We start from the raw sequence: 23,944 nt of genomic DNA, 5'->3' as shown, positions 1-23,944 counted from the left end.
ATTCGCTACGAGGAAGGACCCATCATGCCCGCCATTCACGGAGATCGGGTGCGCTTGCGTCCGATCGGCCCAGCCGACCGCGTCCGGCTGCGCGAAATCCTGGCCACCCCGGAGGTCGCCCGCTGGTGGGGCGACCCGGATCGCGAGACCGAAGGCCTGTACGAGGTCGAAGAGGGTTACCACGTCTACGTGATCGAGTTCGACGGCGAGGTCGTCGGCCTGATCCAGAGCTGCGAGGAGCTGGACCCGCAGTACCGCCACGCGGGCATCGACATCTCGGTGCACCCGGAGTTCCACGGCCGCGGTATCGGCACGGACGCGATCCGGGCGCTGGCCCGCCACCTGTTCGCCGAGGGACACCACCGGCTGACGATCGACCCGGCGGCGTCCAACGAGACGGCGATCCGGGTGTACACGAAGGTGGGATTCCGGCCGGTCGGGGTGCTCCGGAACTACGAACGCGCCCCGGACGGCACCTGGCACGACGGGCTGCTGATGGACCTGCTGGAAGAGGAGCTCACTTAGCCGACAGCTTCATCTCGACGAGCTGCTCGGTGAGCTGGATTACCTGCTTGAGCCGCGCGTCCAGCTTAGCGAGCACGTCGTCGAGCGCCGCCGCCTTCTCGGCGGGCGCTCGTTGGGCTTCGTCGGCGCGGAGCACTTCGGACATCGGGCCATGCTAGCGGTTCGAGTGGTCGGATGATCATTCAGCGTTAGACCGTGATCGCCGCCTGGGAGAGGCTAGCTCCCAGAGCGTCCGCCACCCGCTGCACCGCCGGGGCGATGTGCGCCACCGCCTCGGCGGTCAGCCGTCCGGACGGCCCCGACACCGAAACCGCCGCCGGGACCGGCGCCCCCGGCACCGCCACGGCGACGCACCGCACGCCCAGTTCCTGCTCCGCCTCGTCCAGCGCGTACCCCTGCGAAGCGATCCGCGACAGCTCTACCGCCAGCGCGTCCGGGTCCGTGAACGTGTGCTCCGTGTACGCGGGCATCCCGGTGCGCGAAAGCAGCGAACGCACGTCCGAAGCGGGCAGGTGCGCCAGCATCGCCTTGCCCACGCCGGTCCCGTGCGGCAGCAACCGCCGTCCGACCTCGGTGAACATCCGCATCGAGTGCTTCGACGGCACCTGGGCCACGTAAACGACCTCGTCGCGCTCCAGGACCGCCAGGTTGGCCGTCTCGCCGACCTCCTCCACCAGCTCCGCCAGCAGCGGCCGCGCCCACGCGCCGAACTGCATGCTCGCGTTCTCGCCCAGCCGGATCAGGCGTGCGCCCAGCGCGTAGCGGCGGTTCGTGTTCTGGCGGACGTACCCCAGGTCGACCAGCGTGCGGATGAGCCGGTGGATCGTCGGCATCGGCAGCCCGGACAGCGTCGCCAGCTCCGACAGGCTGGCCTCGCCACCGGTGTCCGCGAGGTGTTCCAGCAGCTCGAAGGCACGCTGCAGGGACTGGACGCCGCCGTCGCGACCGTTCTTCTCCGCCGGCACGGTGGCCCTCCTTACGTCGGCGTTGAGCTTCCGCTATGCAGAAACTATAGTCCGGCTGGTAGAAAACCGTAGGGCCGTTATCCAAAGATCCGAACCCTCGAGGTGTTTCCCCATGTCTTCTGAAGTCCAGGTGCTGGGCGACCCGGTCGAGCGCGGCGACGAGATCCTCACGCCGGAGGCGCTCGCCTTCCTCGCCGGCCTCCACGACGCCTTCGCCGGCCGCCGCGACGAGCTGCTCCGGGCGCGGAGCAAGCGCCGCGAAGAGGCCCGGACCACCGGCAAGCTCGACTTCCTGCCGGAGACCAAGGAGATCCGCGACGGCGACTGGCAGGTCGCCGGGGCCCCGGAGGCGCTCCGCGACCGCCGCGTCGAGATCACCGGACCGACCGACCGCAAGATGACCATCAACGCGCTCAACTCCGGCGCGAAGGTGTGGCTGGCCGACCTCGAGGACGCCAACACCCCGCACTGGCACAACGTGGTCTCCGGCCAGGTCAACCTGTACGACGCCGTCCGCGAGACGATCACCCTGGAAAGCGGCGGCAAGAGCTACGCGCTGAAGGACGACGTCGAGCACGCCACGATCGTGGTCCGCCCGCGCGGCTGGCACCTGCCCGAAGCCCACCTCACCTTCGGCGGCCGCGAGGGCGTCGGCGCGCTCGTCGACTTCGGCCTGCACTTCTTCCACAACGCCGCCGAACTGCTCAAGCGCGGCAAGGGCCCGTACTACTACCTGCCGAAGATGGAGAGCCACCTCGAAGCGCGGCTCTGGAACGACGTCTTCACCCACGCCGAGAAGGCGCTCGGCATCGAGCACGGCACCGTCCGCGCCACCGTGCTGATCGAGACCATCCCGGCCGCGTTCGAGATGGAGGAAATCCTCTACGAGCTGCGCGAGCACGCTTCGGGCCTCAACGCGGGCCGCTGGGACTACCTGTTCAGCGTGATCAAGTACTTCCGTGACGCGGGCGAGAAGTTCGTACTGCCGGACCGCAACTCGGTCACCATGACCGCGCCGTTCATGCGCGCCTACACCGAGCTGCTCGTGCGCACCTGCCACAAGCGCGGCGCCTTCGCGATCGGCGGCATGGCCGCGTTCATCCCCAGCAAGGACCCCGAGGTCAACAAGGGTGCCTTCGAGAAGGTCCACGCGGACAAGTCCCGCGAGGCCGGCGACGGCTTCGACGGCTCCTGGGTCGCCCACCCGGGCATGGTCGAGCTCTGCAAGGAGGAGTTCGACAAGGTGCTCGGCGACCAGCCGAACCAGCTCGACCGCACCCGCGACGAAGTCAGCGTCACCGCCGACCAGCTGCTGGACGTCGCTTCGACGCCGGGTGGCGCGACCGCGGCCGGCCTGCGCGCCGCAGTCGACGTCGGTGTCCGCTACATCGCGTCCTGGCTGGGCGGCAACGGCGCGGCGGCCATCCACAACCTGATGGAGGACGCCGCCACCGCCGAGATCTCGCGCTCGCAGATCTGGCAGTGGGTCAAGAACGGGACCACTTTGGACAGTGGGGACGCGGTCACCGCGGAGCTGGTGCGCGGCGTGCTGGCCGACGTCCGCGGCGAGCTGGCCGGCGAGCTCAAGCCCGAGCTGCTGGAGCCCGCGGTGGAGCTGTTCGAGCAGGTCGCGCTGGCCGACGAGTTCCCGGACTTCCTGACGCTGCCCGCGTACGAGAAGATCAAGTAGTGCGGCTGCCCGAAGACGTCTACGACGCCGCCGACGCGCGCCTGGCTGCGGCCGACGCGCGCGTCGCGGCGTCGTACCCGGGGGAGCGGCCGGGGCGCCAGCCCGTGCACACCGTCTACGTCCCGGCTTCGCGGTACAAGACGCGCCTGGTCGCCGACTGGGGCAAGCAGGCGATGCGCGTGTTCGTCGAGCACGGCGACCTCCTCGGCGTCGACGCCGACGTGTACGAACGCGTCCGCGCGAAGCTGCTGACCGAGCCGATCGAGGACCTGAGGATCGACTTCGAGGACGGCTTCGGCCGCGTCCCGGACGACGTCGAGGACGCGGCGGCCCGCGCGGCCGGGCAGACCCTGGCGACCACCGGCGGCACACCGTTCTGCGGCATCCGCTTCAAGAGCTTCGAAGCGGCGACGCGCCGGCGAGGCATCCGCACCCTCGACCTGTTCCTGGGATCGCTGCTGGAGCACGGCCCGCTCCCGGCCGGGTTCGTCGTCACGCTGCCGAAGGTGACGGCGGTGGAGCAGGTCTCGGTGGCCGCGGAAGTCCTCTCCCGGCTGGAAACCGCGTACGAGCTGGCTGAAGGGGCGCTGCGCTTCGAGGTCCAGATCGAGACCGCCCAGTCCATTGTGGACGTGGACGGGACGCTGTCGGTGGCGCGGATCGTGCAGGCGGCGGCGGGGCGCTGTTCGGGTCTGCACTACGGGACGTACGACTACAGCGCGGGCCTGGGCATCGCGGCGGCGTACCAGAGCATGGAGCACCCGGCGGCGGACCTGGCCAAGGGCTTGATGCAGGTCGCTGCGGCGGGCACCGGCGTCCGGTTGTCGGACGGTTCGACCAACCGCCTCCCGATCGGCGACGCCCTGCCGACGGCGTGGGCCGAGCACCTCCGCTTGGTGCGAAGGTCCCTGGAGCGTGGCTTCTACCAGGGCTGGGACCTGCACCCGCACCAGCTGCCGACCCGTTTCGCGGCGACGTACAAGTTCTACCGCGCGGGGTTCCCGGAGGCGGTGCAGAGGTTGCGCGCGTACGCGGAGAAGACGGCCGGGGGAGTGCTGGACGAACCGGCGACGGCCCAGGCGCTGGCGGTGTACCTCCTGCGGGGGCTGGATTGCGGGGCGCTGGACGAGGGCGAGCTGCCGTTCGGGCGGCCGGAGCTGGAGAAGTACGCCCGCCGGGAGGTCTGACCGCAGCCGGGGAAGCACCCGCCGAAGCGGGACTCCCTCGGCTGCGGTGGTCAGATCGTTGCCGGGCTGCGGCGGTGCGTGGACACCGCGACGAGCGCCAGCAAGGCGAGCTGAACCGTGATCGTTCCGGTCGTCGCCCACCCCGGAAAACCCGCCGGCGCAGCCTTCAACGTGAGGGCGGGACCGGTGACGCTCCCGAGCACGACGAGCACATCCAGGATCGTGGCGAGCAACCGCCGGGTCTGGGAAGGTGGCACTTCCACTTCTGCCCTCACCGCCGTCGTCTCGATCCGGACGCGCGCGAACCGGGACGGAACGTCGTCTTCCAGCGCTGTTTCCTGAGGTGCGGACGGATCCGCACGCTCGATTTCGGCACCCATGCTCGTGCCTGTTCCTTTCCGGCCCGATCCGGCGCCCGCGTTGGCACGTCGAACCGGGGACCACTTTCGGGTCGCGGCTCTCGCCGCGGCCGGCCACCGGTTGGCCGCCCCTCCTCGGCCCATCGGTCACCTGTCTCCCTGAGCGGGAAGCTGGTCCGGCTTCCCGACGCCACGACCAGTCCGCATGGGTGACTGGTCCGCGCCAGGGGCGAGCCCGCTCGTCAAAGCAGGCTGCTGTCGACTGTAGAGCTGTGGGGACGGTGATCACAACCGTCTCCGTGCGGATTACATGCAGAAAATGTGGGTTTTCGGTGTGGAACCTGCCATGCTGGTGTGGTGAGCAGAGGAGGCGGCATGCCCGCGGGCGAGGAGAGCCGGTCGACCGTGGTCGACCGAGTCAACGTCGCGTTGATCGCCGAAGCGGTCGATGCGCTGGCGAAACTGCAGGACCGCACCGGTCTCAAAAAGGTCGACCTGGTCAACCGGGCCCTGCTCGTCTACGAGTTCGTCGACGCCGAACTCAAGGCGGGCAAGCAGATCCTGCTCCGCGACCAGGACGGCCGGGACCAGCTGGTGAAGATCTTCCTGTAGTCACTCACCGAGGCGGGCGCGGTCGGCGGCCTCCCGCCCCGCGCCCCACCCTTCGTGGCTGCGCACGGTCACCGACTTGCTCACCACCTCGGGAAACAGCTCGGTGAACGCCGCCGCCACCTCGGCCTCGCGCGAGGCCAGCACCGGCAGCAGATCCGGCACCGAGGCGATCGTCGCTTCCGCCGTCTGCTCGAGCCGCTCGCCGATGCGGGTGGCGTACGAAACCAGGAACGACTTCCGGAAATCGCGGGACCGGCCCGCCGGGTCGGCGATCATCGCGCGGGTCGCCTGGACCAGCAACGACGTCGTCAGCAGCTCGACGGCGTCCAGGTCGTCGCCGACCACGGTCACGAAGTCCCAGCGCGCATCGAAGATGGCCTGGCAACGGTTGGCCTTCGCGACCACGTGGACCAGCAGCGACTTCGCGTCGGTGTACGGCGTGTCGAGCCAGATTCTGCGGGCCGCGGGGCGGTCCGGCGCGCCGGTGGCCGCCTCCACCAGGGCCCGGTCGAGGGCGTGGCGGGTCATCAGCTCCTGCGCCTTCGCCGAAAGGGCCTCGGCCTCCTCCGGGAACGAGCTCGACTCGGCCTTCGCGAGCAGCGCGCGGACCCGGCTCAGCTTCTTGTCGTCGACGGGGTGACCTGCCGGGCGCGGCAGCGGGGTGCCCGGCGCGGGCAGCACCACGGTCACCGGGGGCAGCGTCTTCAGCAGGCCGAAGGCGGAGATGACCGCGGCCACCGCTTCGGATGGCGTGAGGATGTGCTTCGCCGCCCATTGCGGCAGGTGTGGCTCGGTTTCGTTCCACCAGCGGACGCCGCCCGCCGCGTCGAGCTGGGCCAGCCAGTCCGGGTGCACGGTGGTGAACTGCCCGGCGTAGGCGGAGAGGGTGTCGAGCAGGTACGAGCCGGCGAACTCGTCCAGGCGGCGCCGGGCCGCCTGGTGGAGGTCTTCGGGCAGCCAGCCACCCCGGCACGCGCGGGCGATCAGCTGCCCGGCGACCGGATCGGCAGCCGAGGCGAGGGCGGGCGGCAGGGTGTAGTCCGGCTCCAGCCAGTCCGCGTCGCCCGGTACGGCGGCGAACAGCGCGTCGCCGAACTCCTCGGCCGTCGTCGGCGGCGGGCCGACGCGGACCTGCTTCCGCTTGCCCACGCGACCAGTCTGCCGCAGCGGCCCCGGCGGGCGTCGGGTACGTCACTGCGAGCGTTAACACCGCTGGAACATCCGATGCCTAGGGTCCGGCCATGGCGGAGAACAAGAAGCGCTGGTGGACTTCGGTGTTCGTGCAACTGCTCGTGGCGGTGGTCGCCGGCGTGCTGGTCGGGCACTTCTGGCCGGGGCTCGGCGCCCAGCTCAAGCCGGTCGGCGACGGCTTCATCCGGCTGATCAAGATGATCATCGCACCGCTGATCTTCTGCGTCGTGGTGACCGGGATCGCGGCGGTCGGCGACATCAAAGCGGTCGGACGAATCGGACTCAAGGCGATCGTCTACTTCGAGGTCGTGACGACGTTCGCGCTGCTGTTCGGCCTGGTCGTGGCGAACGTCTTCCACCCCGGTGCCGGGCTCGACATCAACCCGGCGACGCTCGACCCGAAAGCGGTCACCGCGCAGACCAAGGGCGGCCAGCTGCCCTCGGTCGGGGACTTCCTGCTGCACACCATCCCCGACAGCGTGGTGAACGCCTTCGCGCAGAACCAGCTGCTGCAGGTGCTGGTGTTCGCGGTGTTCTTCGGCGTGGCGCTGGCCGCGGTCGGGCGGGAGCGGGCGCCGCTGGTGCTCGGCTTCGTCGACCAGGTGCAGCAGGTCATCTTCAAGGTGATGGGCTGGATCATGCGGGTCGCGCCGCTGGGTGCGTTCGGCGCGATGGCCTTCATCATCGGCCAGTACGGTCTGTCCACATTGGGCACCTACGCGAAGCTGATCGCCGCCTGCTACGGCGCGGCCGTGCTCTTCACCCTCGTCCTCGCCGCGATTTCCCGCTTCTACGCCGGGGTCTCGGTCTGGAAGTTCCTCCGCTACGCGCGGGAAGAGTTCCTGCTCGCGCTGGGCACGGCGTCGACGGAGTCGGTGCTGCCGCGGATCATGGTCAAGCTCACCGACGCCGGCTGCTCCCGCGCGGCGACCGGCCTGGTGGTGCCGACCGGGTACTCGTTCAACCTCGACGGCGCGACCATCTACCTGTCGATCTGCACGGTGTTCCTGGCCCAGGCGTTCGGTGTCGAGATGACGCTCGGCCAGCAGCTGCTGGCGGTGCTGATCCTGATGCTGACGTCGAAGGGCATGGCGGGCGTCCCGGGCTCGAGCTTCCTGGCCCTCTCGGCCACCGCCGCGGCGATCGGCGCGTTCCCGGTGGCGGGCGTGGCGCTGCTGCTGGGCGCGGACCGGCTGATGGACTCGATGCGCGTGTTCGTCAACCTGCTGGGCAACTGCGTGGCGACGTTCGTGGTGGCGAAGTCCGAAGGGCAGCTGGACCGGGACAAGCTGCGGGTAACCCTCGAAGGAGCGACGCCGGTCCCCGCCTAGCGCAGCCGGGGCAGGGCGTCCCTGGCGAAGTGGCTCAACGTCCGCAGGTCTTCGGCGAACCGCTCCCGGTGGGCTTCGGGCAGGGGCCGGAAGAAGAACTGCTCGATGTTCTCCACGTGCAGGCGGCTGGCGCGCACGGTCGTCTCCTCGCCGAACGCGGTCAGCCGGACGAGCTGGACCCGGCGGTCGGCGGGCGACGCCGTGCGCGTCACCAGGCCGATCGCCACCATCCGGTCGACCAGCCGGGTCGCGCCGCCGGTGGTGAGCACCTGCTCCTGGGCGATCGAGCGCATGGTCAGCCCGTCTTCCCCGGTGCGGCCCACGATGAGCAGGACCTCGTACATCAGGTGCGTGATCCCGCATTCGCGCTCCAGCGCCCGCCCGAGCAGGTAGCCGAGCCGGTGCGCCGCGCCCTGCAGCCGCCCGAAGGCCAGCACGCGGGCGTCGTCCGCCGCCTGCCGGGCCGAACCTATTTCGGGGTCCACCCGCTCATCCTCCCCTTTGCGCCCGGTCACGCAACGCGAGACGGCGGGCGGTGGGGTGCAAGGCGTTCCCCCTGCGCCGAGCGGGCGAGCGGCGCGTCAATCGCCCGCGCGCAGGGCGAGGTAGACGTCGAGCTGGTCGGTGAACTCCGTCAGGTCCGCGCCGAGCAGCTCCCCCGCCCGCCCGATCCGGTAGCGCAGGGTGTTGACGTGGACGTGCAACGCCTTCGCCGCCCGGGTCGGCGAACCCGAGCACTCCAGGAACACGCGGACCGTGTGCACCAGGTCCGTGTGCTGCTCCGCGTCGTAGGCCAGCAGCGGCCCGAGCACCCGGCGGCGCAGGGCCGCCCGCAGCCCGTCCGGTGCCCCGGCCAACAGCAGCTCGTGCACGTCGACCTCGCCGGCCCGGACCACCGCCACCCGGCCGGGGCGGCGCGCCGCCACCTGCACGGCGTACCGCGCGCTCTCCACGGCCTCCTCGCGCGGGCCCGGCTCGCTGACCCCGCACAGGATCCGCTCCGCCCGCAGCAGTGGCTCCACAGTGGACAGCCCGGCCACGGACGGCAGCACCACGGCCGCGTACGCCGTCTCCCCGGCGGTGTCCAGCAGCAACGCCTCCGGCAGCAGCTCGCCCAGTACGTCCCGGCTCTCGTCGCTGCCTTCGGTCCGCAGCGCGACGACGCAGGCGTCCTCGGGCACCGGCACGGCCGGCCGGGAGGCTCGCGCCCGCGTGACCCCGACGAGGCCCGCCACCTCCTCCGCCAGCTCGGCCTGCGCGGTGCTCAGCGGCCCGCCTGCCGCGATCAGCCACGGCACCGCGTGCCGCCCTTCGACCGGGACCACCGTCAGCGGCCCCGGCTCGCGGGCCGCGTACCGGCGGACGACGTCCTCGGCGGGCAGCGGCAGCGGGGCCGTCCCGGCGATCAGCCTGCCCAGGCCCGACAGCACCCAGCAGGGCAGCCCGAGTTCCGCCGAGGCGCGCTCCACGAGCGTCTCGACCGGTGCCTCGGCCGCCGCCTGCAAACGTTTGCGCGCGCTGTCGGACGCGGCGGCCAGCGCCAGCACCACCTGCTCGGTGATCACCGAGAACGACAGGTCGGCGGGCACTTCGAGCAGCGGGATCCGGTGCCGGACGCAGGCGTCGACGACGTCGTCCGGTATCCCGCCCGAGTCGGCGCCGGACGCGGCCAGCGCCGCCGCGCCCGAGCGGGCCAGCGCGGCCACGAACGGCTCGGCGTCGCCCGGCTCGTGCCACCAGAGCAGGCCGGAAAGCACCAGCTCACCGGCCGACAGGTACCGTCCGGGGTCGGACAGCTCCGTGACGTAGATGCGCGTCACCGGCCGGTCGAGCAGGTCGTCGCCGGCCCGCGGGCGCAGCCGCAGTCCGGGCAGGCCCAGCAGAGTTTTCACCGTCGTCATGAGGCTTGTAGGAAAGCACAAAGGCCACCGCGTCCGCTGCTGTGCGTTTCATGCGTGGCGCCGTTGCCGCCCGGCCGTGATCCGTCGTCTACTGGTCTATCGCCCCCACGAAGGAGCAACGAGTGGAGTTCCTGCGTCCCACGACGCTCGCCGAGGCACTGGCGCTCAAGGCCGAGCGGCCCGGCGCGGTGCCGATCGCCGGTGGCACCGACGTGATGGTCGAGCTGAACTTCGACCACCGGCGTCCCGAGGCCCTGCTGGACCTGACCACGGTCGGCGAGCTGGCCGAGTGGTCCACTGTGGACCACTCGGGTGGCACGGTCCGGCTCGGCGCCGGCGTCCCGTACTCCCGGGTCATCACCGAACTGGGTGATTCCGTCCCGGCGCTGGCCATGGCCTCCCGCACGGTCGGGTCCCCGCAGATCCGCAACCGCGGCACGGTCGGCGGCAACCTGGGCGCCGCCTCGCCCGCCGGGGACACCCACCCGGTGCTGCTCGCCCTGGACGCGCAGGTCGAGGTGGCCTCCGTGCGGGGGACCCGCCTCCTCCGCGCGGAGGAGTTCTACGTCGGCGTGAAACGCCACGCGCTGGCCGAGGACGAGCTGATCACCGCCGTCCACCTGCCCGCGCACGCCGGGCCGCAGCAGTTCGCCAAGGTCGGCACCCGCAACGCCATGGTCATCGCGGTCTGCTCCTTCGCGCTGTCGCTGCGGAACGGCCAGGTCGGCGCCGCGATCGGTTCCGCCGCCCCGACCCCGCGCCGCGCCCGGGAGGCCGAGGACTTCCTGGCCGCCGAGCTGCCGTGGACGTCCCCCGAGCCGCTCCCGGACTCCCTGAAACGCCGCTTCGGCGAGCTGGTGGCCGCGGCCGCCGCCCCGATCGACGACGTCCGGGGGAGCGCCGCGTATCGGAAGCACGCCCTCGGGGTACTTGCGCGGCGTACGTTGACCTGGGCCTGGGACGAACACCGGACGGGGGAGCGCGCATGCGCCTGAATGTCACGATCAACGGCGAGCCGCGGCAGGCGGACGACGTCTGGGAAGGCGAAAGCCTGCTGTACGTGCTGCGCGAGCGGCTCGGGCTCCCGGGCTCGAAGAACGCCTGTGAGCAGGGCGAATGCGGCTCCTGCACGGTCTACCTCGACGACGTCCCGGTGTGCGCGTGCCTGGTCGCGGCCGGGCAGGCCGAGGGCCGGGTGGTGCGCACGGTCGAGGGGCTGGCCGACGGCGACACCCTCGACCCGGTCCAGCAGTCCTTTGTGGATGCGGGGGCGGTCCAGTGCGGGTTCTGCACGCCGGGCCTGGTCGTCGCCGCGCACGACCTGCTGAACCGCGTGCCCGACCCGAGCGACGAGGAGATCCGCGAGGCGCTGGCCGGCAACCTCTGCCGCTGCACCGGCTACGAGAAGATCCTCGACGCGGTGCGCGGGGCGGCGAAGGGTGGTGCCCGGTGAGGACGCTCATCGCGAACGCGGCCATCGCCACTGTCAGCGGCGAGGAGTACGCGAGCGGGCACGTCGTCGTCGAGAACGACCGGATCTCCGAAGTCGGCGAAGGCGTGTACACCGGCGAGTTCGACGAGCGCGTCGAGGCCGGAGGCTGCCTGGTCACCCCGGGGCTGATCAACACCCACCACCACCTCTACCAGTGGGCCACCCGCGGGATGGCCGCCGACCACACGCTCTTCGAGTGGCTGGTCGCGCTCTACCCGGTCTGGGGCCGCCTCGACGACGAGATCACGCACGCCGCGGGCACCGCCGGGATGGCGCGGCTGGCGCTCACCGGCTGCACCACCGTCGCCGACCACCACTACGTCTTCCCGCGCGACGGCGGCGACCAGGTCGCCGCGCTGGCCGCGGCCCGGCAGCGGATCGGCGTCCGGCTGCACGTCGTGCGCGGGTCGATGGACCGCGGCGAGTCCGACGGCGGCCTGCCGCCGGACAACCTCGTCGAGTCGACCGAGGACGCGCTGACCGGCACCGAAGCGGCGATCGACCGCTTCCACGACGACTCCGCCGGTGCCCACCTGCAGATCGCCGCGGGCCCGTGCTCGCCGTTCTCGGTCACCGAACGGCTGATGTCCGGCGCGGCCGAGCTGGCCCGGCGCAAGGGCGTCCGCCTGCACACCCACCTCGCCGAGACCCTCGACGAGGAGAAGCAGTGCCTGGCCGAGGTCGGCTGCACGCCCGCCGAGTACGCCGACAAGCTCGGCTGGCTCGCCGACGACGTCTGGCTCGCCCACACCATCCACCTCGCGCCCGAGGCGATCCGCCGGTTCGGCGCGACCGGGACCGGCTCGGCGCACTGCCCGACGTCCAACGGCCGCATCGGCGCCGGCATCGCGCCGGTGCGCGACCTGCTCGACGCCGGGGTCCCGGTCGGCCTGGGTGCCGACGGGGCCGCGTCCAACGAATCCGGCGGCCTCGGTGAAGAACTGCACCAGTCGCTGCTGCAGGCCCGCCAGCGCGGCGGCCCGCGCGGGCTGACCACGCGCGAAGCGCTGTGGATGGGCACGATGGGCGGCGCCCGCTGCCTCGGCCGGGCGGCCGACCTCGGGTCGATCGAGCCCGGGAAGCTCGCCGACCTCGCCGTCTGGGACCTGACCGGGCTCAACTACGCCGGCATCACCGACCCGGTCGCGGCGCTGGTGCTCGGCACCACGCCGCCGCTGCGCCGCCTGTTCGTCGGCGGCAAGGCCGTCGTCGAGGACGGCACCCTGCGCGAAGCCGACGAGTCCGCCATCGCCCGCGAGCTGGCCGCCGCGAGCGCCCGGTTGAGGGAGGGCAGATGACCAGCACCACCGCCGTCACGACGGCGACCGCGAACGGCGTCGGCACTTCGCCGCAGCGCCCCGACGGCACGGTGAAGGTCCGCGGCGAGTTCGCCTACTCCTCGGACCTGTGGCACGAGGACATGGTCTGGGGCGTGACGCTGCGCAGCCCGCACCCGTACGCGCGGATCACGTCGATCGACATCGCCGAAGCACTGGCCGTGCCCGGCGTGTACGCGGTGCTGACGCACGAGGACGTCCCCGGCGTCAACCGCTACGGCCTCGAGCACGCCGACCAGCCGGTGCTCGCCACCGATGTCGTGCGCTACCAGGGCGAACCGGTGGCGCTGGTCGCCGCCGACCACCCGGAGACCGCGCGCCGGGCGATGAAGCGGATCGTCGTCGGCTACGAGGAACTGGAGCCGGTGACGGACTCCGAAGCGGCCGTCGCCGGCGAAGGGCCTTCGCTGCATGAAGGTGGCAACGTCGTCCGGCACGTGAAGATCCGCCGCGGCCCGCAGGACCTCGCCGCCGACGTCGTCGTCTCCGGCGTCTACGAGGTCGGCATGCAGGACCAGGCCTTCCTGGGCCCGGAGTCCGGGCTCGCCGTGCCGGACACCGAAGGCGGTGTCGACCTGTACGTCGCGACGCAGTGGCTGCACGTCGACCAGCAGCAGATCGTCGCCGCGCTGGGCCTGCCCGCCGAGAAGGTGCGGCTGACCCTCGGCGGCGTCGGCGGGGCGTTCGGCGGCCGCGAGGACCTGTCGATGCAGGTGCACGCCTGCCTGCTGGCCCTGCACACCGGCAAGCCGGTGAAGATGGTCTACAACCGCGAAGAGTCCTTCTACGGGCACGTCCACCGCCACCCGGCGAAGATGTACTACGAGCACGGCGCCACCTCCGACGGCCGCCTGGTCTACGTGCGGACCCGGTTGTTCCTGGACGGCGGCGCGTACGCGTCCTCGACCGGCGCGGTGGTCGCGAACGCGGCCACGCTCGGCGTCGGTCCGTACAAAGTGGACAGTGTGGCGGTCGACTGCTGGGGCACCTACACGAACAACCCGCCGTGCGGCGCGATGCGCGGCTTCGGCGCGGTGCAGGCGGCGTTCGGTTACGAATCGCAGATGGACAAGCTGGCGGACGCCTGCGGTCTCGACCCGGTCGAGATCCGCGTCCGCAACGCCATGCGCGAGGGCGACCTGATGCCGACCGGCCAGGTCGTGGACGCGGAAGCGCCGGTCGCGGAGCTGCTGACCCGCGTCCGGGAGATGCCGCTGCCGCCGGAACGGCCGTTCGACCTGCGGCACATGCCGGGCGGGGTGTCGAACACGACCCACGGCGAAGGCGTCGTCCGCGGCATCGGGTACGCCGTCGGGATCAAGAACGTCTGCTTCTCCGAGGGCTTCGACGACTATTCGACGGCTCGCGTTCGCCTGCAGCTGGTCGGCGGCGAGCCGGCCGCGACCGTGCACACCGCGGCCTGCGAGGTCGGCCAGGGCCTGGTGACGATCATGCAGCAGATCGTCCGCACCGAGCTCGGCGTCGACCAGGTGACGGTCCTGCCGATGGACACCTCGATCGGCAACGCCGGCTCGACATCGGCGTCCCGGCAGACCTACGTCACCGGCGGCGCGGTGCAGGCCGCCTGCGGTGCGGTGCGGACCAAGCTGCTGTCCCGGTTCGACGCGAAAGTGCGCGTGGTCGGCGGCAAGCTCGTCGCGGCCGACGGCCAGGTGCTCGCGGACCTGGTGGACGTCCTCGGCGACGACGTCTACGACGAAACGGTCGAGTGGCGGCACCGGCCGACGGCGGCACTGGACCCGGAGACCGGGCAGGGGACCGCGCACGTGCAGTACGCGTTCGCCGCGCACCGGGCGGTCGTCGACGTCGACACCGAGCTGGGCCTGGTCAAGGTGGTCGCGCTGGACTGCGCCCAGGACGTCGGCCGGGCGCTGAACCCGCAGGCCGTGCTCGGCCAGATCCAGGGCGGCTCGGCGCAGGGGCTCGGGCTCGCGGTGATGGAGGAGATCCAGACCTCCGGCGGGAAGATCCGGAACCCCTCCTTCACCGACTACCTGATCCCGACGGTGCTGGACATGCCGCCGATGAGCATCGACGTCCTGGAACGCCCGGACCCGAACGCGCCGTACGGCCTGCGCGGGGTGGGGGAGCCGCCGACGATCTCGTCGACCCCGGCGATCGTGGCCGCGATCCGGGCCGCGACCGGGCTCGCGCTGACCCGCGTCCCGGTGCGGCCGGAGCACCTCACCGGGACTTGAGGGACCAGTTCTGGTTGGCGTCGTCGTTGCAGGTCCACAGTTCGAGCGGGGTGCCGTTGACGTTGCCGGCGGGCTTGTCGCCGCCGGTGACGTCGACGCACAGCCCGGCCTGGGTGATCGAGCCGTCGGCTTCGAGCTCGAACTTCTGGTTCGCGCCGCCGTGGCAGGTCCAGGGGATGAGCTGGGTCCCGGACGCGCTGGTGCCGCCCTTGGCGTCGAGGCAGCGGCCGTCGGCCTTGAGCTCCCCGGCGCTGGTGAACGTCCAGGCCTGGTGGCTGCCGCCGTCGCAGTCCCGGATGTCGGCGACACTGTCGTCGATGTTCATGCACCGTGCCGACGACGCGCCCTGGATCGGCTGGGTGGTGCCGATGCTGGTGCCGGAGCCGGGGCTGACGCGGTAGACGACCGTGCTGTGCGACGGGACGTTCGCGCTGATCGTGCCGTCGCTGGTGGTCAGCTGCTTCGACCACAGGTTGCTCAGCCGGTAGCTCGCCGCCGCGGGCAGCCCGGCCGCGGCGGCCGTCGTCGAGATGGTCTTCGTGGTGCTGTTTTCGTTGAACAGCACCACGGCGACGGCACCGTCCTGGAGGGGTTTCGCGAGGACGTCCTGCCCGTCCCCGGTGGCGATCCGCCGCGCCTGCTTGCCCAGCGGGTCCTGGTCGATGGCGATGACGTCCGGGTTGAGGTAGGTCGAGAAGGTGGCGACGCTCGCGGAGCGCAGGTCGGCGCCGGCGATGAGCGGCGCCGCCATCGCCGCCCAGAGCGTGAAGTGCGCGCGGTCCTCCTGGAAGTCCATGCCGTCGCCGACCTCGAGCATGTCGGGGTCGTTCCACGCTCCCGGTTTCGCGGCCGCGTCGAGCCCGACGTTCTGCCGGTAGATGCCGTCGATGCTGCCCCAGTTGTTGGTGATGTCGCCGGTGGTGCGCCACAGGTTGCCGACGTCGGCGGCCCAGGTCGCGGGGTCGAAGTAGCCCCATTCGCAGATGCTGTAGGTGATCGGGCGGCCGGTGGCCTGCAGCGCGTCGCGCATCGCCGAGTAGCGGCGGACGTAGTCCTGCTGGGTGCTGCTGTCGTTGTGGCAGTTGTCGTACTTGAGGTAGTCGACGCCCCAGCTCGCGAAGAGGGTGGCGTCGGCCTGTTCGTGCCCGAGGCTGCCGGGGTAGCCCTGGCAGGTCATCGTGCCGGCGTCTTCGTAGATCCCGAACTTCATCCCGCGGGCGTGGATGTAGTCGCCGAGCGCCTTGAGGCCGCTGGGGAACTTCGCGGGATCGGCGACGAGGTTGCCGCTGCCGTCACGGGACCAGGTCATCCAGCAGTCGTCGAGGTTGACGTAGGTGTAGCCGCGGTCGCGCAGCCCGGAGCTGACCATCAGGTCGGTGGTCTGCTTGACGAGGGTTTCGTTGATGTTGCATTCGAAGGTGTTCCAGGTGTTCCAGCCCATCGGCGGGGTGCGGGCGAGGCCGTTCTCGAGGGCTTCGGCGGGGCTCGTGGTCGCGAGGGTGGCGGCGAGGGCGATGACAGCGGTGACGACGGCGGCACGGCGCATGGCGGCTCCAACCGGACGACGGTGTGAGGCAGGAGGACTAGACCATTACGCTGTTGGTTGCTGCGCGGTCAAGCGCCATGTTGGTGACTTGTGTTCAATTCCCGACTAAAGTTGTGCGCTTTCGAGCCGTCGAGCCACGTCGACGGTCGCGGCCCCGGCCACGGCCATGGCTTCGGTGTCCCGCAACGAGCGGCAGAGGACGAAGGCGCCTTCGAGGTTGTTGACCGCGGTGATGGTGAGGGTCCGGGCGGCTTCCCGGGACAGCCCGAACTTCGCGAACCTCTCGGTCCCGGCGTCGATCCAGGCGGTGAAGACCTCGGCGGTGGCCTGCCGGAGCGGCTCGTTGGTGGCGGCGACCTCGAGCGCGACGGTCGCGATGGGGCAGCCCTCGACGTAGTCGGTGGCTCGGAGAGTGGCGATCCCGGCGGCGAAGAAGGCTTCGATGCCGCTGACGAGGTCCTCGGCCGGGGCGATGAAGAGGTCGAAAAGAGCGATGTAGGCGAGCCCGGAGGTCCGGATGACCTCGGCTCCGAGCTGTTCCTTGCCGCCGGGGAAGAAGTGGTAGAGGGACCCGAAGGGCGCGTTGGCCTCGGTGACGATCTGCTTCAGGCCGGTGCCGGCGTACCCGTTGCGCCGGAAGAGTTCCGCGCCGGCGGCCATGATGCGTTCCTTGGTCCCTGCCACCCCTCGATGATAGAGCGTTCTATCAACTCAGTGGATGTCCCAGGCCGGGCCCGGGTCCTCGGCGTCGTCCCGCAGGACGGTGCCCTCGATCAGCCCGTACGGCCGGTCCGCGGCGTAGAACACCTCGTTGTCGTTCTTCAGCCCGAACGGGCTCAGGTCGACCAGGAAGTGGTGCTTGTTCGGCAGCGACAACCGCACTTCGGCGACCTCTTCGCGCGCCTTGAGCACCGCTTCGCCCATCGCGTACAGCGTCTGCTGCAGCGAAAGGCTGTGCTTCGTCGCGAACGTCTCCAGCAGCAGCCGCCGGATCTCGCCGTGCGAAGCCGCCCAGTCGATGTCGGTGCCCTGGTAACGCCACCGGGCCGTGACCGCCGTGGCCAGGATGCGGTCGGTCGTCTCCGCCAGCGTCGTGTACTGGTCGCGGGGGAAGCCGTGGAACTCCGAGCCCGTCGACTTCAGCAGCGTCAGGCCGTCGATGCCGGACACGACCCAGGCGCGGTCGCCCTGGACCGTCACCGCCGTCGTGCGGCGCTCGTCGCCGGACCGGCTGAACGCGTGGTCGTGCGGCTCGCCGCCGACCGGGATCCGGTCCCAGCCGTGCTCGTCGAGCTTGACGCGCGCACCCGTGATGTTGTCCTGCGTGCCGACGAAGTGGCGGGCCAGGCGCAGGCCGAAGTCCTCGATCTCGCCGACCGGCGCCTCCTTCGCGAAGGCGTACACGGTGTTCTTCTGCGTGTCGGTCGCCAGCACGCCGGCGTTGTCGCCGGTCAGGTGCGTCGCGGCCAGCTCGCCGCGCAGGGACGTCGAGACCGTCAGGTCCTTCAGGTGGTGCACCGGGCCGTCGCGGCGCACCGTGACCAGGCGGACCTCCGCCTTGCCGTACTGGTTGGGGCCCAGGGTGACGGCCACGGTCAGCTCCCTCGGTAGGTCGAATAGGCGAACGGGCTGAGCAGGAGCGGCACGTGGTGGTGCGCCGCGGGATCGGTGATCCGGAAGGTCAGCGCCACTTCCGGGAAGAACGCGTCCGGGCCGAGGTAGGCGCCGGTGTCGAAGACCAGGCGGTAGGCGCCCGGGGCCAGGGAATCCGGGCCGAGGTCGCGGATGCGGCCGTCGTCGTCGGTGCGGCCCTCGGCGATCGGCTCGCCGTCGGCGGTCTCGAAGCGGACGGCGATCCCCTTCGCCGGGCGCCCGGCCGCCGTGTCGAGGACGTGGGTGGTCACCAGGCTCACGCCGTCACCGCCTTGGCCAGCCGCAGCGAGGCGATCTTCACCAGTTCCCGGCCGGCGATGGCCAGCTCGGTCGCCGGGTCGTTGCCCAGCCGTTCGCGCAGGATCTTCAGCAGCTCGTCGCCGCTGCGGCCGCTCGCGCAGACCAGGTAGACGTGCCCGAACTTGGCTTCGTACTCGGCGTTCGCCGCGGTGAACGCGTCCGAATTGTCCACACCGGACTGTTCGGACCTCGCCCAGCCGCCCGCCGGTTTCTCGCCGATCCGCGGGTGCGCGGCCATTGCCTGCCGGATCTCGTCGCTGCTCAGCGGCAGGTCGGCCGCGGCCTGCAGCGCGTCGAGGTCGGCGTACGGGCGCCCGGCCAGCACGGCGTCGGCCCACCGGGGCACGGCGAGGCACTCCGCCAGCAGCGGGCGGACGTCGGAGGTGTCGGCGGTGTTGAACTCGGTGAGCAGCACGGGCTGACCGTACGTCGGTGCCGCACTTCCGTCAACATTTTGTTGAAAGCGCTGGTCAGTCGGCTTCCCGGTTGAGGTAGTTGTAGACGGTGAACCGCGTGACACCCAGCGCGTCGGCCACCGACGAGACGGATTTCCGCAGCCCGAAGGCGCCCCGCTCGCGCAGCAGCCGCACCGCGCGCTGCTTGCCCGCGCGGTCGAGTTCGCCCAGCTTGGCGCCCAGTTCCCGCTCGACGTCGGCGATCAGCCGGGCCAGCGCGTCGTTGAGTTCGACGACGGGCGGGCTGCCCGGGTCGTCGGCCCGGCGCAGCTGCAGCGTGACCCGCGTGGCGCCGCCTTCCAGCGCGGCCTTCGCGATCGCCGGGAGGGCTTCGAGCAGCTCCTTCGCCTCGCCGCGGGCGAGCGTGCCGAGCGGGCCGAAATCGGTGTCCAGCCCGGCTTCCGTCGCGGCGTCGCGGGCGGCGACGGCGTGCTCGGGCGGTGAACCCTCGCCGAGGAACGGTTCGCTGGTGAACTCCGCTTCAAGCCGCACGAAGATGACCGTAACGCGTGGCCTCTGTCGTTGACGAGCGGCGCGCGCCGTGGTTACTGTCGTTGTGCGAAACCGCCTTTCCGTTCTGTGAAATCGGCGGTGGTCATCCTCCCGCAGAAGGGCTTTCGGATGGATCTTGTGGTGCGTGCTGCCCGGGCCGTGACGGCCGAGGGCGAGGTCCCGGCGACCGTCGGCGTCGAGGGCGGCCGGATCGTCGCGGTCGAACCCGCCGGCGCGGCGCTGGCCGGCGACCGCGTCCTCGACCTCGGTGACGACGTCGTGCTGCTGCCGGGGCTGGTCGACACGCACGTCCACGTCAACGACCCCGGCCGCGCCGAGTGGGAGGGCTTCGAGACGGCGACCCGCGCGGCCGCCGCGGGCGGGGTGACCACGATCGTGGACATGCCGCTGAACAGCCTGCCGCCGACCGTCGACGTCGCGGCGCTGGAGGTCAAGCGCAAGGCGGCGGCCGGGCGGGTGCACGTCGACGTCGGCTTCTGGGGTGGCGCGATCCCGGGCAACGCCGGTGATCTGCGCGGCCTGCACGACGCCGGGGTGTTCGGCTTCAAGTGCTTCCTGCTGCACTCCGGCGTCGACGAGTTCCCGCCGCTCGACCCGGCCGGGCTGGACGAAGCCCTGGGGGAGCTGAGTTCCTTCGACGCGCTGATGATCGTCCACGCCGAAGACGCCCACGAGATCGATTCGGCGCCGGAACCGCACGGCGGTCGCTATGTCGACTTCCTGCACTCGCGGCCGCGGCAGGCGGAGAACCTCGCGATCTCGCACGTCATCGAGGCCGCCCGGCGCCATTCCGCGCGGGCCCACATCCTGCACCTGTCCTCTTCGGACGCCCTGCCGCTGATCGCCGCGGCCCGCCGCGACGGCGTCCGGCTGTCGGCGGAGACCTGCCCGCACTACCTCAGCTTCGTCGCCGAGGAGATCCGCGACGGCGCCACGCAGTTCAAGTGCTGCCCGCCGATCCGCGAGGCGGCCAACCGCGAGCTGCTCTGGCAGGGCCTCGCCGACGGCGTCATCGACACGATCGTCAGCGACCACTCGCCGTGCACGCCGGAGCTGAAGCGCTTCGACAGCGGCGACTTCGGCCAGGCGTGGGGCGGGATTTCCAGCCTGCAGCTGGGGTTGCCGGCGATCTGGACGCAGGCGCGGCAGCGCGGCTTCGCGCTCACCGACGTCGTGCGGTGGATGGCCGAGCGCCCGGCCGCGCAGGCCGGGATGCGCCGCAAGGGGCACCTGGCGGTCGGCTACGACGCCGACTTCTGCGTGTTCGCGCCGGAGGAGGCGTTCGTCGTCGACGTCGCGAAACTGAAGCACCGCAACCCGGTCAGCGCCTACGACCGGCGGCCGCTCGCCGGCGTCGTCCGCTCGACCTGGCTGCGGGGCACCGAAATCACCGGCGACGAGCCGCGCGGCGCGCTGCTGACCCGCGGGAACTGCTGAAAGGGAGGCTCTGTGACCGACCGTCCGGAGTGGACAGAACTGCCCGACCTCGCGTCCCGCCGCTTCGGCGGCACGGTGATGTGGGCGACCGACGAGCTGTTCGCCGAGAAGGAGAACCTGGTCAACCCGTGGGTGCCGGCGCACCGCGCGGAGACGTTCGGGCCGAAGGGCCAGGTCTACGACGGCTGGGAGACCCGCCGCCACCGCGAACCGGGTGACGACCAGGCGATCATCCGGCTCGGCCTGGCCGGCACGATCACCGGCGTCATCGTCGACACGGCGTTCTTCAAGGGCAACTACCCGCCGTTCGTGTCGGTCGAGGCGACGTCGCTCCCGGGCTACCCGTCGGCGGCGGAGGTGGCGGCGGCCGAGTGGGACGTCCTGGTCGACCGCGCCCCGGCTTCGGGCCACACGGAGAACTTCTACGCGGTCAACGGTTCCCGGCGCTACACGCACGTCCGGCTGACGCAGCACCCGGACGGGGGAGTGGCCCGCCTGCGCGTGCACGGCGCGCCGATCCCGGACCCGGCGCTGCTCGACCTGGACGCGCTCGACCTGGCGGCGCTGGAGAACGGCGCGGTCGTGACGGGCTGCAGCAACCGGTTCTACTCGTCGCCGAACAACATCCTGTCGCCGGGCCTGGCCGCCCACCAGGCGGAGGGCTGGGAGACGGCCCGCCGCCGCGACGACGGCAACGACTGGGTGACCCTGCGGCTCGCGGGCGCCGGGATCGTCCGGTTCGTCGAGCTGGACACGAGCAACCTGAAGGGCAACGCGCCGGGCTGGGCCTCGGTGAGCGGCCGCGAGACGTATGGGGAGTGGGTGCCGTTGCTGCCGAAGACGCGCCTGCAGCCGGACACCCGCCACCGCTTCGCGCTCCCGGACGGCCCGGAGGTGACGGAGGCCCGCCTCGACATCTACCCGGACGGCGGGTTGGCTCGGCTGCGCCTGTTCGGCCGGCTCACGGAGGCGGGCCGGACGAACCTGAAGGCGAGGTTCGCGAAGACGCGCTAGCGCTCTGTCCGTGAACGTTGGCCGGTTCGGTGACACGCCGGCCAGCTTCACCCGCGTCGCCGGGATCGGCGTGCCACCGGCTATTCCGGACGCCGGCTCAGCTGCTCCCGGCGCCGGAGGAGCGCTGCCCGATTGCGGCGAGCGGCGCGCAGCCCCACCACCGCGACGCCGCCGAGCACGAGCACCACCAGAAGGAGCTCAGGCTCGACGCGGTGCCGCAAGGTCGTGATGACCAGCGCGCCGACAGTGAACAACAGCCAGGCCACGATCCCCAGCCAGGCGGCGACCACGCGGTCGCGGGCGAACAGCGGGGCCCGGCGCGTCACCGCCCAAGTGCCGAACGTCGCCCAGCCCACCCCGATCGCCACGAGCACGGCGAACGCGACCTTGGTGCGCGGGGGAAGCCCCGGCTCGGTGGCCCACAACAGCCCGACCACGCCGCTGCCCAGCAGCCCCGCCAGTGCCACGATCACGTAACCCACCCGTCGCCGCAGCGACAGCGGCTGCTCGAGCTGCTCGACCACCTCTTCCGGCGTCATGCCTCGTACTCCTTCCGAGTCAATTCGTCCCGCAGCAGCCTCCGGGCCCGGTTGAGCCGCGACTTCACCGTGCCGACCGGCACGCTGCAGATCTGGGCACACACCTCCAGGGGGAGGTCCTCGAGGTAGAACAGCAGCAACACCTCGCGTTCCCGGACCGGCAGCGCGCCCAAGGCGTCGGCGAGCACCTCCCGGTCAGCGAGCGCGTCGACCTCGCCCGGGCCGGACGGCTCCTCCGACGCGTCGGGCTCGGCCGCGGGTTGGCCGTAGGCGTCACGCAGCCTGTTCGTCACGGCGCGGCGGGCGATGGTGAACAACCACGGCGGGAACCGTTCGGGCCGGCGGAGTTTGGGTAGGCCCTTGAACACCGCCAGCCACACCTCCTGCACGACGTCGTCGTCCGGACCGGCGAGCATCCGCCGGACGTAGCGTTCGACTGTCCCGTGCCAGCGGTGCACCAGCTCGGAGAACGCGTCGCGCTCGCCCAGCTGGCACCGCACGATCAGCAGTTCATCGCTCATCTGCCCTCCTTCCCATGTTCAGTCGGGGAGGACACGCGAAAGGTTCACGGCGGTGCATGACGAGTCGCAGGAGCCGTCTCGCGGCACCCGCCGGGTGTGGCGCTGCACCGAACCGGTGATCGCGGGCAGCTAGCTCACGGTCCGGTCGACGACGTAGACCGGCCGCAGCGGAAGAAGCCGCTTGTACTCGAGGCTGAACTTGTCGTAGTGCTCGAAGATCAGCTTGACCAGCTGCCTGCCGTTGATCAGCCGGAGGTTCTGGCGGTGCCGTTCTTCGTGCTGCGCGTCGGCGGAGTAGCTGCCCAACGTGACGAACAGGCCGAGTTCGGATCCGCCGGCGGCCAGCGCCCCGGTCAGCTGCTGCACCTCCGGGCGGCCGATCGACGAGGTCGTGCGCTTGCACTGGACCTTGATGATCGGCGGCTTCAGCAGGAGCGGGTCGTGCGACGCGATCACGTCGTAGCCGCCGTCGCGTGACGGGCTGGTCACTTCCGTCCGGTACCCCATCGCGCCGAGCAGGTGCGCGACGAAGTGCTCGAATTCGACGCCTTCCAGCTCCTTCATCAGCGTGTCGATGACGAAGTCGTGGGTGTAGGTCTCGATCCGTTCGGCATCCGGCTGCTCGGCCGCTTCGTCGGCGGCGGCTTCCGGTTCGGCCCCGGCCGCGGCGGAAGCCGCCGACGCCGGCAGGCCCTGCAGGAAGTCGAGGAACTCCTGCCGGTGCCGCTTGACCTGGAAAACCGTGACGGCCGAGCCGATCTCGTAGCGAGCGCTCTGCGAGAAGGTCGTCCGGGGAACGCCGGTTCGCAGCCACTCGACCGGTCGACGGCTCGCGTGGAGGGAGGCGCCGGCCCGGAAGTGGTAGTCACCCGTGATGCGGCCGAAGTTGACGGTGCTGTCCGGTTTGTAGGGGTAGATCACCAGGTCGCCGACCTGCATCCGGTGCCGGAACGACAGCAGCGTCCCGGCGGTGACCGGGACGGCTCCCGGTTTCAGGTCCGGGAGCCCGCGGGCGACACGGTCCTTGGCTTCTTCGCGGTCGTCCTTCAGATCCGAGAGGTCACCGAGGTCGTCCCAGCCGATCGAGACGAACCCGTTCCCGACCAGGTCCAGCTGCGGCTGGTCGTTGTGGACACCCCAGATCGTCGCCATGGCGC

Annotated in this window: 26 protein-coding genes; 11 read left to right on the top strand and 15 right to left on the bottom strand. The window is 71.3% G+C overall.

Going from position 1 to position 23,944, the window contains the following annotated elements:
• Nucleotides 1-24: 24 nt before the first annotated feature.
• The gene (locus HUT10_RS17615) at nt 25-525 is read left to right on the top strand and encodes a GNAT family N-acetyltransferase (RefSeq protein WP_176172214.1); all 501 of its coding nucleotides are present in this window, start codon (nt 25-27) and stop codon (nt 523-525) included.
• Here HUT10_RS17615 and HUT10_RS17610 read toward each other — a convergent pair.
• Nucleotides 518-670, bottom strand: coding sequence for a hypothetical protein (locus tag HUT10_RS17610; protein ID WP_176172213.1), 153 nt, complete (start codon nt 668-670; stop codon nt 518-520). The two genes, HUT10_RS17615 and HUT10_RS17610, sit on opposite strands and share 8 nt — an antisense overlap.
• A gap of 43 nt (nt 671-713) precedes the next feature.
• Nucleotides 714-1,490, bottom strand: coding sequence for an IclR family transcriptional regulator (locus HUT10_RS17605; protein ID WP_176172212.1), 777 nt, complete (start codon nt 1,488-1,490; stop codon nt 714-716).
• A 112-nt stretch (nt 1,491-1,602) separates the two neighbouring features.
• Between HUT10_RS17605 and aceB the strand changes: the two genes are divergently transcribed.
• The gene (aceB, locus tag HUT10_RS17600; RefSeq protein ID WP_176172211.1) at nt 1,603-3,180 is read left to right on the top strand and encodes a malate synthase A; all 1,578 of its coding nucleotides are present in this window, start codon (nt 1,603-1,605) and stop codon (nt 3,178-3,180) included.
• Nucleotides 3,180-4,367: an aldolase/citrate lyase family protein gene (locus tag HUT10_RS17595; RefSeq protein ID WP_176172210.1), complete on the top strand. Its 1,188-nt coding sequence runs from the start codon at nt 3,180-3,182 to the stop codon at nt 4,365-4,367. Before aceB ends, HUT10_RS17595 begins: the two co-directional genes overlap by 1 nt.
• Before the next feature lie 50 nt (nt 4,368-4,417).
• Here HUT10_RS17595 and HUT10_RS17590 read toward each other — a convergent pair whose 3' ends face one another.
• Entirely contained in the window at nt 4,418-4,747 is a 330-nt protein-coding gene (locus HUT10_RS17590; protein ID WP_176172209.1) for a hypothetical protein, read from the bottom strand.
• 336 nt (nt 4,748-5,083) lie between these two features.
• Between HUT10_RS17590 and HUT10_RS17585 the strand changes: the two genes are divergently transcribed.
• Nucleotides 5,084-5,338 (top strand): hypothetical protein, encoded by a 255-nt coding sequence (locus tag HUT10_RS17585; RefSeq protein ID WP_254896913.1) that lies wholly within the window; start codon nt 5,084-5,086, stop codon nt 5,336-5,338.
• Here the strand turns inward: HUT10_RS17585 and HUT10_RS17580 are convergent, their stop codons facing one another.
• Complete coding sequence (locus HUT10_RS17580) at nt 5,339-6,487, bottom strand: DUF2786 domain-containing protein (protein ID WP_176172207.1); 1,149 nt, start codon at nt 6,485-6,487, stop codon at nt 5,339-5,341.
• Between the two features lie 92 nt (nt 6,488-6,579).
• On the opposite strand from HUT10_RS17580, the gene dctA reads away from it, so the two are divergent.
• A complete protein-coding gene (gene dctA / locus HUT10_RS17575) occupies nt 6,580-7,860 on the top strand; it encodes a C4-dicarboxylate transporter DctA (RefSeq protein WP_176172206.1) in 1,281 nt (426 codons plus the stop codon).
• Here the strand turns inward: dctA and HUT10_RS17570 are convergent.
• Complete coding sequence (locus HUT10_RS17570; RefSeq protein ID WP_176172205.1) at nt 7,857-8,345, bottom strand: MarR family winged helix-turn-helix transcriptional regulator; 489 nt, start codon at nt 8,343-8,345, stop codon at nt 7,857-7,859. The genes dctA and HUT10_RS17570 overlap by 4 nt on opposite strands.
• 96 nt (nt 8,346-8,441) lie before the next feature.
• Nucleotides 8,442-9,761 (bottom strand): PucR family transcriptional regulator, encoded by a 1,320-nt coding sequence (locus HUT10_RS17565; RefSeq protein WP_176172204.1) that lies wholly within the window; start codon nt 9,759-9,761, stop codon nt 8,442-8,444.
• A gap of 122 nt (nt 9,762-9,883) precedes the next feature.
• Between HUT10_RS17565 and HUT10_RS17560 the strand changes: the two genes are divergently transcribed.
• From HUT10_RS17560 to pucD, 4 genes are read left to right on the top strand one after another with little or no spacing between them, the layout of a single operon-like run.
• Nucleotides 9,884-10,756 (top strand): xanthine dehydrogenase family protein subunit M, encoded by an 873-nt coding sequence (locus HUT10_RS17560; RefSeq protein WP_176172203.1) that lies wholly within the window; start codon nt 9,884-9,886, stop codon nt 10,754-10,756.
• On the top strand, nt 10,747-11,214 hold the full coding sequence (locus tag HUT10_RS17555; protein ID WP_176172202.1) for a (2Fe-2S)-binding protein: 468 nt from the start codon (nt 10,747-10,749) through the stop codon (nt 11,212-11,214). Before HUT10_RS17560 ends, HUT10_RS17555 begins: the two co-directional genes overlap by 10 nt.
• Nucleotides 11,211-12,551, top strand: coding sequence for an 8-oxoguanine deaminase (locus HUT10_RS17550; RefSeq protein ID WP_176172201.1), 1,341 nt, complete (start codon nt 11,211-11,213; stop codon nt 12,549-12,551). Before HUT10_RS17555 ends, HUT10_RS17550 begins: the two co-directional genes overlap by 4 nt.
• Entirely contained in the window at nt 12,548-14,809 is a 2,262-nt protein-coding gene (gene pucD / locus HUT10_RS17545) for a xanthine dehydrogenase subunit D (RefSeq protein ID WP_176172200.1), read from the top strand. The genes HUT10_RS17550 and pucD overlap by 4 nt, the downstream gene beginning before the upstream one ends.
• Here the strand turns inward: pucD and HUT10_RS17540 are convergent.
• The 6 genes from HUT10_RS17540 to HUT10_RS17515 form a co-directional block, all read right to left on the bottom strand.
• Entirely contained in the window at nt 14,796-16,355 is a 1,560-nt protein-coding gene (locus tag HUT10_RS17540; RefSeq protein ID WP_176172199.1) for a ricin-type beta-trefoil lectin domain protein, read from the bottom strand. The genes pucD and HUT10_RS17540 overlap by 14 nt on opposite strands.
• A 105-nt stretch (nt 16,356-16,460) precedes the next feature.
• Nucleotides 16,461-17,015 carry a TetR/AcrR family transcriptional regulator gene (locus HUT10_RS17535; RefSeq protein ID WP_176177872.1) on the bottom strand — a complete coding sequence of 185 codons (555 nt, stop codon included), beginning with the start codon at nt 17,013-17,015 and terminating at the stop codon, nt 16,461-16,463.
• Between the two features lie 51 nt (nt 17,016-17,066).
• Nucleotides 17,067-17,948, bottom strand: a complete 882-nt coding sequence (gene pucL, locus HUT10_RS17530) for a factor-independent urate hydroxylase (protein WP_176172198.1) — start codon at nt 17,946-17,948, stop codon at nt 17,067-17,069.
• Nucleotides 17,949-17,950: 2 nt separating this feature from the next.
• The gene (gene uraH, locus HUT10_RS17525) at nt 17,951-18,268 is read right to left on the bottom strand and encodes a hydroxyisourate hydrolase (protein ID WP_176172197.1); all 318 of its coding nucleotides are present in this window, start codon (nt 18,266-18,268) and stop codon (nt 17,951-17,953) included.
• Complete coding sequence (gene uraD / locus HUT10_RS17520; protein WP_176172196.1) at nt 18,265-18,723, bottom strand: 2-oxo-4-hydroxy-4-carboxy-5-ureidoimidazoline decarboxylase; 459 nt, start codon at nt 18,721-18,723, stop codon at nt 18,265-18,267. The genes uraH and uraD overlap by 4 nt, the downstream gene beginning before the upstream one ends.
• A gap of 55 nt (nt 18,724-18,778) precedes the next feature.
• The gene (locus HUT10_RS17515; protein ID WP_176172195.1) at nt 18,779-19,255 is read right to left on the bottom strand and encodes a helix-turn-helix domain-containing protein; all 477 of its coding nucleotides are present in this window, start codon (nt 19,253-19,255) and stop codon (nt 18,779-18,781) included.
• 129 nt (nt 19,256-19,384) lie between these two features.
• Between HUT10_RS17515 and allB the strand changes: the two genes are divergently transcribed.
• Entirely contained in the window at nt 19,385-20,713 is a 1,329-nt protein-coding gene (gene allB / locus HUT10_RS17510; RefSeq protein ID WP_176172194.1) for an allantoinase AllB, read from the top strand.
• Nucleotides 20,714-20,725: 12 nt separating this feature from the next.
• Complete coding sequence (alc, locus tag HUT10_RS17505) at nt 20,726-21,727, top strand: allantoicase (protein ID WP_176172193.1); 1,002 nt, start codon at nt 20,726-20,728, stop codon at nt 21,725-21,727.
• A gap of 80 nt (nt 21,728-21,807) precedes the next feature.
• Here alc and HUT10_RS17500 read toward each other — a convergent pair whose 3' ends face one another.
• The 3 genes from HUT10_RS17500 to HUT10_RS17490 form a co-directional block, all read right to left on the bottom strand.
• On the bottom strand, nt 21,808-22,266 hold the full coding sequence (locus tag HUT10_RS17500) for a hypothetical protein (protein WP_176172192.1): 459 nt from the start codon (nt 22,264-22,266) through the stop codon (nt 21,808-21,810).
• Nucleotides 22,263-22,787: an RNA polymerase sigma factor gene (locus HUT10_RS17495; RefSeq protein ID WP_176172191.1), complete on the bottom strand. Its 525-nt coding sequence runs from the start codon at nt 22,785-22,787 to the stop codon at nt 22,263-22,265. Before HUT10_RS17495 ends, HUT10_RS17500 begins: the two co-directional genes overlap by 4 nt.
• Nucleotides 22,788-22,916: 129 nt before the next feature.
• Nucleotides 22,917-23,939 (bottom strand): restriction endonuclease, encoded by a 1,023-nt coding sequence (locus tag HUT10_RS17490; protein ID WP_176172190.1) that lies wholly within the window; start codon nt 23,937-23,939, stop codon nt 22,917-22,919.
• Between the last annotated feature and the right edge of the window lie 5 nt (nt 23,940-23,944).

Origin of the sequence: Amycolatopsis sp. Hca4 (assembly GCF_013364075.1) — a bacterium.
Taxonomy (GTDB): domain Bacteria; phylum Actinomycetota; class Actinomycetes; order Mycobacteriales; family Pseudonocardiaceae; genus Amycolatopsis.
The sequence above is the reverse complement of the archived record's forward strand: the minus strand, read 5'-3'. Positions and strand labels throughout refer to the sequence as shown.

Coding starts and splice junctions, on each gene's coding strand:
- HUT10_RS17615 (WP_176172214.1), top strand. CDS start 25: ATGCCCGCCATTCACGGAGATCGGGTGCGCTTGCGTCCGATCGGCCCA.
- HUT10_RS17610 (WP_176172213.1), bottom strand. CDS start 670: ATGTCCGAAGTGCTCCGCGCCGACGAAGCCCAACGAGCGCCCGCCGAG.
- HUT10_RS17540 (WP_176172199.1), bottom strand. CDS start 16,355: ATGCGCCGTGCCGCCGTCGTCACCGCTGTCATCGCCCTCGCCGCCACC.
- pucD (WP_176172200.1), top strand. CDS start 12,548: ATGACCAGCACCACCGCCGTCACGACGGCGACCGCGAACGGCGTCGGC.
- dctA (WP_176172206.1), top strand. CDS start 6,580: ATGGCGGAGAACAAGAAGCGCTGGTGGACTTCGGTGTTCGTGCAACTG.
- aceB (WP_176172211.1), top strand. CDS start 1,603: ATGTCTTCTGAAGTCCAGGTGCTGGGCGACCCGGTCGAGCGCGGCGAC.
- HUT10_RS17495 (WP_176172191.1), bottom strand. CDS start 22,787: ATGAGCGATGAACTGCTGATCGTGCGGTGCCAGCTGGGCGAGCGCGAC.
- HUT10_RS17555 (WP_176172202.1), top strand. CDS start 10,747: ATGCGCCTGAATGTCACGATCAACGGCGAGCCGCGGCAGGCGGACGAC.
- HUT10_RS17565 (WP_176172204.1), bottom strand. CDS start 9,761: ATGACGACGGTGAAAACTCTGCTGGGCCTGCCCGGACTGCGGCTGCGC.
- HUT10_RS17535 (WP_176177872.1), bottom strand. CDS start 17,015: ATGGCCGCCGGCGCGGAACTCTTCCGGCGCAACGGGTACGCCGGCACC.
- HUT10_RS17490 (WP_176172190.1), bottom strand. CDS start 23,939: ATGGCGACGATCTGGGGTGTCCACAACGACCAGCCGCAGCTGGACCTG.
- HUT10_RS17500 (WP_176172192.1), bottom strand. CDS start 22,266: ATGACGCCGGAAGAGGTGGTCGAGCAGCTCGAGCAGCCGCTGTCGCTG.
- allB (WP_176172194.1), top strand. CDS start 19,385: ATGGATCTTGTGGTGCGTGCTGCCCGGGCCGTGACGGCCGAGGGCGAG.
- HUT10_RS17590 (WP_176172209.1), bottom strand. CDS start 4,747: ATGGGTGCCGAAATCGAGCGTGCGGATCCGTCCGCACCTCAGGAAACA.